The organism is Kineococcus auxinigenes (assembly GCF_050871525.1).
GTDB lineage: Bacteria > Actinomycetota > Actinomycetes > Actinomycetales > Kineococcaceae > Kineococcus.
On record NZ_JBKBCT010000119.1, the window covers coordinates 1 to 6158 of the forward strand.

Below are 6158 nucleotides of genomic sequence, written 5' to 3' on the forward strand. Positions count from 1 at the left end.
CTGATGCAGGGCAAGCCGAGCTACTCGATCATGCAGAACTTCCCCTGGGACAAGCTGCAGGCCCTGCCCATGCACCACGGCAAGCCCGGCAACTGACCGGACTCACCCGGTCCGGCTCAGCCGTCGCTGGCGCAGCAACCGGACCAGCGGCGGCAGCGCGTGAGGTCGGCGCGCGAACCACTGGACGAACCTCGTGACCTCGCGCACGTCCCCGGCTCGCTGAGCCGTGCGCAGATCGTCCCAGTGCACACGGCTGTATGCCTGATCACGGTGCTTGATCGTCAGCAGCCCACGGCTGGAGCAATCGTCCACGATCCAGTCGAAGCACTGACGCATCAGCTCACGGTCCCTCGACGCCTGCCCACCGTGCTCGTGGTACAGGACGGTGGGGGTGGTCAGCGCCAGTCCCGGTCCGTGTTCCAGCACGCGCAGCCACAGGTCGAGGTCTTGAGCTCGCCGCAGGGGACGAAAGAGCCCGGCGTCGAGGAGGGTCTGCCGGCGGACCGCGGTGCCGCTGGTGCAGACGACGTCGCCCGGCGTCAGCAGCGTCAGCGGGTCCAGGGTCAGTTCGTGACGCCACGGGTTGCCCATGATCCTGCCGCTGTCGCTCCGTCCCGGGGCAGTGACGAGCACTTGACCCCGCGCACGGGCCATCAGGCGGGCGAGGTGGTCCGGTTCCCACTCGTCATCGGAGTCCAGGAACGCGACCCACTCGGTGGAAGCCGCCTCGATGCCCCTGTTGCGGGCCGGGCCGCTGCCCCCGCTCTCGGGCAACTGGATGACCGTGGCCCCGGCCCTCTTCGCCACGGCAGCGGTGTCATCGGTCGACCCGTCGTCGATGACGATCACCTCGGCAGGCCGTTCGCGCTGTCCAGCGATGCTCGCCAGCGACCGCTCGATGAGGTGGGCCCGGTTGAGCGCCGGCATGACGACCGTGACGTCGGCCGCCGCTGTCACCGGAGCACCGACCCTGCCCGGGCGGCGTCCGGCGCCGCACCACGTCCGGTACTCAGAACCACGTTTTGCAGCAGCGATGCGGGGATCACTGTCGTCCCTCCTCGTTGAAAACCCTTGCCGACGTCATCAGGGTTGGCCTGGACCTCCGCCGCACGCCCCTCTCGTGGAGCGGACCTCGCCGCACCCCGAACCCCGAGCCCGGTTAGGAGTCGGCTGCACGGTGAGGCGTGAGCCCGTTGGACCTCCGGGGAGACCGGTGAGGACCCCCGTGCTGAACAAGGAACGCAACTGCGCCTCCACCGTCGACCACGAGCACCAGTCCAGGTCGGGCACCTCGTCACGCACCTCCCGGGCGGCCGACAGGGCCGCCCGCAGCGCCACGGCGTTCAGGCCTCCTCGGTAGAGGTGCACCCAAGCGGTGCCGGTGCGCTCGCGCAGCTCGGCGAACACCGGCGTGTCGGGCAGCAGCACCGGCCGGCCGATGGACAGGGCCATGAGCGCGCTGCCGGAGTTGGTCACCCGCGCGTACGGCAGGACCACGAGGTCGGCGGCGACCACCGCTGCGGTCAGCTCGTTCTCCTGGAGGAACCGGGCGGTCACCCTCAGCCGGTCGTCGGCCCCGGCGGCGTGCTGCAGGAAGTCCACGGTCGCGGAGTCCGCCGGGGCGCCGCACACGAGCAGGCGCGCGGCGGGCGAAGGATCACCGGTGAAGGCCCGCACGAGCGCGTTCACACCCTTGTAGGCGCTGAGCTTGCCGAACGTGAGGACGACCTCGTCGTCCTCACCCAACCCCAGAGCGGCCCTGGCCACGCGCCGGTCCGGCAGCTCCCCGAGCACCGGGCCGTAGTGGCCGTGCGGGATGACCACGTCGCGAGCGCGGCGCGCAGCCGGGTGGGCCGCCCGGAACTCGCGCGCACCCGCCTCCGTGAACGTGTGCACGTGGGTGGCGAGCACCGTCAGGGCGGCCCACATGGCGCGCTCCAGGTGCGGGTGCTCACCGCCGTGACCACGCAGGTTGTGCACGGTCAGCACCAGCCGGTGCCCCAGCAGGCGTGCCACCAGGCACGTCCTCAGGAGCATCAACAGCTTGCCCGTCGCGCTCCCCGATCCTCGGAACACCCATTCCGGCCACTGCAGATCCACCCAGCCGCGGCCGCGCAACCGACCGCGCAACAAGGGCCGCACGCCGAAGGGACGGATCTGGCCGCCGGCTGCGCGGACGGCACCGGTCCAGAGCCCCGGGTAGGGGTTGTCGGTGAGGGCGGTGACGTTGAGGAACACGTCCGGTCCGGTGCCCAGGGTGCGACGGCGCGACATCAGGCGCCGACCCGTGCGCGGGCACGCCCCGCGCCGCGACCGGTGGGGGGCGCGCTCGAGCGGCGGGCGCGGTCCACGGCCACCCGGTAGCCGATCTCCGTGGCGACCCCGCAGGCGTCCGCGAGCAGGGCGGCGGAACGCTCCGCGTCACCGCGCAGTCGGGCCAGGCCGAGGCGCAAGGAGACCACCCCTGCGCGCTTGGCCAACCGCGGCAGGCTCAGCGGCACTCTCGGCGGTGCTCCCCGGTCGCTCCACTCGGTGCGCAGCGCGTGGTTGCTCTTGCCGTAGCGGTACGTCTGCTCCAGCAGGTCGAGCACCTTCTCGCGCGGCACCCACTCCATGAGCACCTCCTCCACACCCTCCAGGCGGCCACCCGTGGTGCGCTGCACCCGCCAGCACAGGTCGGCGTCACCGCCGCTGCGCACGCCCGAGAAGCCGTCGACGGCTTCCAGCGCGGAACGGCGCGCGGCGAGGTTGCAGGTGGGCAGGTACGGCAGGAAGAAGGGTGTGGAGACGAAGCTGCGGATCTTGAAGAACTGCGCGCGGTGCGAGGCCTGCGCGGCCAGCGACGGTCCGGAGGAGACCTCGACGCCGGTGCCGGCGAGCACGACGTCCGGGTCGGTGAACGCCTCGACGAGGCGCTCGGCCCAGCCCGGCCGCGGTCGGCTGCGCGCGTCGAGGAAGAGGATCACGTCCGCACCGCTGGATCGCCAGCCGGTGTTGCGCGCCGCGTAGGGACCGCGGCCGCCGCTGCGCTCCACCCGCACCCCGGGCAACTGCTCGAGGGACCCCTCGGGTGAGTCGTCCACGACGATCACCTCGTCCAGGGACATCGACTGCGCGCGCAGCGACTCCAGGCAACCGTCCAGGAGGGCGGCGTGCCCGCGCACGGGGATGACCGCCGCCACCCGCAACCCGGTCGTGTTCACGGCCGGTCCCCCGGCGACGGCAACCGGGCACCTGCCGGTCGCGCCAGCTGCGCGCACCGCCGCGCCGCGGACCACCGCGCCGCCACCTCGATCGCACGGGTGCGCCCGCGGGGCCGTGCCCGAGAGATCCGCGGGTCGCTGGGCGTGGTGCGCCACCAGTCGACGACCGCGCGTCCCGCGCCGTAAGGCGGCACGGGACGGACCTCGTGCATCGACGTCAGCTCCTTGACGAGCCGGCGGTAGTAGGCGCGGACGCCCGCCGAGCGCCGGTGGGTGCCTTCGACGACCAGGCGGGGGTCGACCACGAGGGGGCCGCTGTCAGCGAGCGCGCGCCACGTCCACTCCTTGTCCTCGGTCGCGGCGAGCGTCTCGTCGAAGGGGTGCCTGCGCCAGGCGGCCGCCGACCAGGCGGAGGCGTGGTTGGACATCCCCCAGTGGCGGTGGGCCAGCACGTAGGCGTGGTCGGCGGTGAAGGGGGCGGTGAGCGGCGCGCCCTCGCCGTCGTCGACGGCGCCGACGGCCGCGGCGGCTCCGGCCTCCACGTGCGCGCACGCGAGCGAGACCCAGTCCGTGCGGGGCAGGACGCAGTGGCTGGACAGGGCAACGTGCACGGGAGCGCCGGCCACCGCGGCTCCGGCGTTCAGAGACCCCCCGAAGCTGAAGCGCTCACCAGGGATCTCCACCACCCGGTCGGCCAGTTCCTGCGCGACGCGCAGGGTGCCGTCGGTGGACCCGGAATCCACCACCACGATCTCCACCTCGGTGTCCTGCGCCCGCAGGGAGGCCAGGGTCGCGGCCAAGGTGGCCTCGGAGTCGCGGGTGCGCACCACGGCGCTGGCTCGCGCCGTCACCGGCGAGCTCCGCCCACGAACGGTCCGAGGGCGGCGTACTCGCTCCGCGCTGCCCAGCACGCGTCGCGGCGCACAGCGTCCAACCCCACCACGTCGACCTCCTCGCGGAACAGCCCGACAACTTTCGACTCCGACGGCACTTCGCAGGAGTGAGAAGCGCCCTCGCGACACGGCCCGCGGAGGCACACACTACCCACAGTGCTCACGCACCTCGAAGCACGTAGTGCAAGCGCGTGAACGGGTGAGCTTCGGACCGTTCCCGCGCTCCGGACGGGCTACGAGCAGCACCGCTCGTAGCCTGCCGCTACTCGGTGTGGCTACCCTTCGCCGCATGCCCTCGGCCGATCCGGTGATCGATCCCGCGACGCCCACGGGCGCCGCGAGGCCCGCCAGCCCTCCGCTGGGACCCGTCGCCTACCTGGTCAGCCAGTACCCGACGACCTCCCACACCTTCATCGAGACGGAGGTCGAAGCGCTGCGCGCACGCGGTATCGAGGTCCACACCTTCTCGGTGCGCCCCAGCCCGCCTGAGCAGCAGCGCTCCGAGCGGAGCCGCCGGGAAGCGCTGCGCACCACCGCCCTGCTCGGCCGAGGCCCCGCTGCCATCACCGACGTGGCCTCGGGCGCGCTGCAGCTCGGCCCGCGAGCGGTGCTCGCCGGTGCGGGTCTCGCCGCCCGCTCGGGCCGCACTGCGCGCTCACGCGCCTGGCAGGCGTTCTACCTGCCGGAGGCGCTGCTGCTGCTGAGCGAGCTGCGCTCGCGCGGTGTGCGGCACCTGCACGTGCACTTCGCCAACAACTCCGCTGACGTCGCCCGCCTCGTGGTGCGCATGGGCCGCGCCGTGGACGGCCCGGACGCGGGCTGGCGCTGGACGCTGTCCATGCACGGCCCCACGGAATTCGAGTCCGTCGACGCGCACGACCTGCCCGCCAAGATCCGCTCGGCCGACGCGGTGGCCTGCATCAGCGACTTCTGCCGGTCCCAGCTGATGCGCCACTCCGACCCGACGCACTGGGACAAGCTGCACCTGGTGCGCATGGGTGTGGACGCGGACCGCTTCGCCGACGCCTCCAGCGAGCGGGCCGCGCGCCCACCGGGACCGCTGCGCGTGCTGTTCGTGGGTCGCCTCGTGCCGGAGAAGGGCCCGTCGGTGCTGCTGGAGGCAGTAGCACGACTGCGCCACCTCGAAGGCCCGGACGCGGTCCGGGTGCGGGTGGTGGGTTCGGGCCCGCTGGAGCAGGAACTCCGCGACCGGGCGCGGCAACTGGGGTTGCAGGACAGCATCGAGCTCCTGGGCGCACTGCCCAACGAGGAGCTTCCCCAGCAGTACCGCTGGGCCGACGTGTTCTGCTTGCCCAGCTTCGCGGAAGGCGTGCCGGTGGTGCTCATGGAGGCGATGGCCACCGCTCTGCCCGTGGTCACCACCGTCATCGCCGGCATCCCGGAACTGGTGCGCGACGGCGTGAGCGGGGTGCTCGTCCCCCCGGGTCGAGCCGACGCCCTCGCCGATGGGCTGCTCCTGCTGGCCCGCGACGCGGACCTGCGGCGACGTGCGGGCGCAGCCGGCCGGGCCCGCGTCACCGAGGAGTTCGACCCCGGGCTCAACGCCGACCGGCTCGTGCGGGCACTGACCCGGTGAAGGAACCGGCGACGACCATACGGGTGGGTACGTCAGGACCACCCTCGCCTGGAGGGAGCCGACCGCGACGCACTGGTCACGTCGCTCGGGGTCACCGGCGGCCGCCGCGATCACGGCTCCTAGCCGTCTGGATCAGCGGGTCGACGAGTCCCGGTGCCAGGCGGTGCCGCGCCGCGAACACGCCAGCAGTCGCGAGACCACCGTGACCCCCACGTACACGGCCACCGCCGGCACCATCGCCGGCCTCGACACAGCGGTGCGCACCAGAGCGGCCACCGTGGAGTCCGTGCTCCGCTCGAAGCCCGCCGACGCACCGGCGCTGCTCGGCACGGGGGCGGCGCCGGCCAGCTCGGCGTTGCCCAGCGCCGTGGGGGGGGGGGGGGGGGGGGGGGGGGGGGGGGGGGGGGGGGGGGGGGGCCCGCCCCCCCGCCCCCCCCCCCGCCCCCCGCCCCCCGGCCCCCCCCC

The 6158-nt window shown here is 73.4% G+C and carries 6 protein-coding genes; 1 reads left to right on the top strand and 5 read right to left on the bottom strand.

The window, feature by feature from the left end; genetic code table 11:
- Positions 1 to 102 precede the first annotated feature (102 nt).
- The 4 genes from ACRYR9_RS19230 to ACRYR9_RS19245 all read right to left on the bottom strand — a co-directional run bounded on the left by ACRYR9_RS19230 (position 103) and on the right by ACRYR9_RS19245 (position 4054).
- Positions 103 to 957, bottom strand: coding sequence for a glycosyltransferase family 2 protein (locus ACRYR9_RS19230; RefSeq protein ID WP_432494372.1), 855 nt, complete (start codon positions 955 to 957; stop codon positions 103 to 105).
- 126 nt (positions 958 to 1083) lie between these two features.
- Positions 1084 to 2274, bottom strand: a complete 1191-nt coding sequence (locus ACRYR9_RS19235) for a glycosyltransferase (RefSeq protein WP_432494370.1) — start codon at positions 2272 to 2274, stop codon at positions 1084 to 1086.
- Positions 2274 to 3203: a glycosyltransferase family 2 protein gene (locus ACRYR9_RS19240; RefSeq protein WP_432494369.1), complete on the bottom strand. Its 930-nt coding sequence runs from the start codon at positions 3201 to 3203 to the stop codon at positions 2274 to 2276. Before ACRYR9_RS19240 ends, ACRYR9_RS19235 begins: the two co-directional genes overlap by 1 nt.
- The gene (locus ACRYR9_RS19245; RefSeq protein ID WP_432494367.1) at positions 3200 to 4054 is read right to left on the bottom strand and encodes a glycosyltransferase; all 855 of its coding nucleotides are present in this window, start codon (positions 4052 to 4054) and stop codon (positions 3200 to 3202) included. The genes ACRYR9_RS19240 and ACRYR9_RS19245 overlap by 4 nt, the downstream gene beginning before the upstream one ends.
- Positions 4055 to 4385: 331 nt before the next feature.
- Here ACRYR9_RS19245 and ACRYR9_RS19250 point away from each other — a divergent pair, with 331 nt between their 5' ends.
- Positions 4386 to 5693 (top strand): glycosyltransferase, encoded by a 1308-nt coding sequence (locus tag ACRYR9_RS19250; RefSeq protein WP_432494365.1) that lies wholly within the window; start codon positions 4386 to 4388, stop codon positions 5691 to 5693.
- 132 nt (positions 5694 to 5825) lie between these two features.
- Here ACRYR9_RS19250 and ACRYR9_RS19255 read toward each other — a convergent pair whose 3' ends face one another.
- Entirely contained in the window at positions 5826 to 6023 is a 198-nt protein-coding gene (locus ACRYR9_RS19255) for a hypothetical protein (protein WP_432540214.1), read from the bottom strand.
- Between the last annotated feature and the right edge of the window lie 135 nt (positions 6024 to 6158).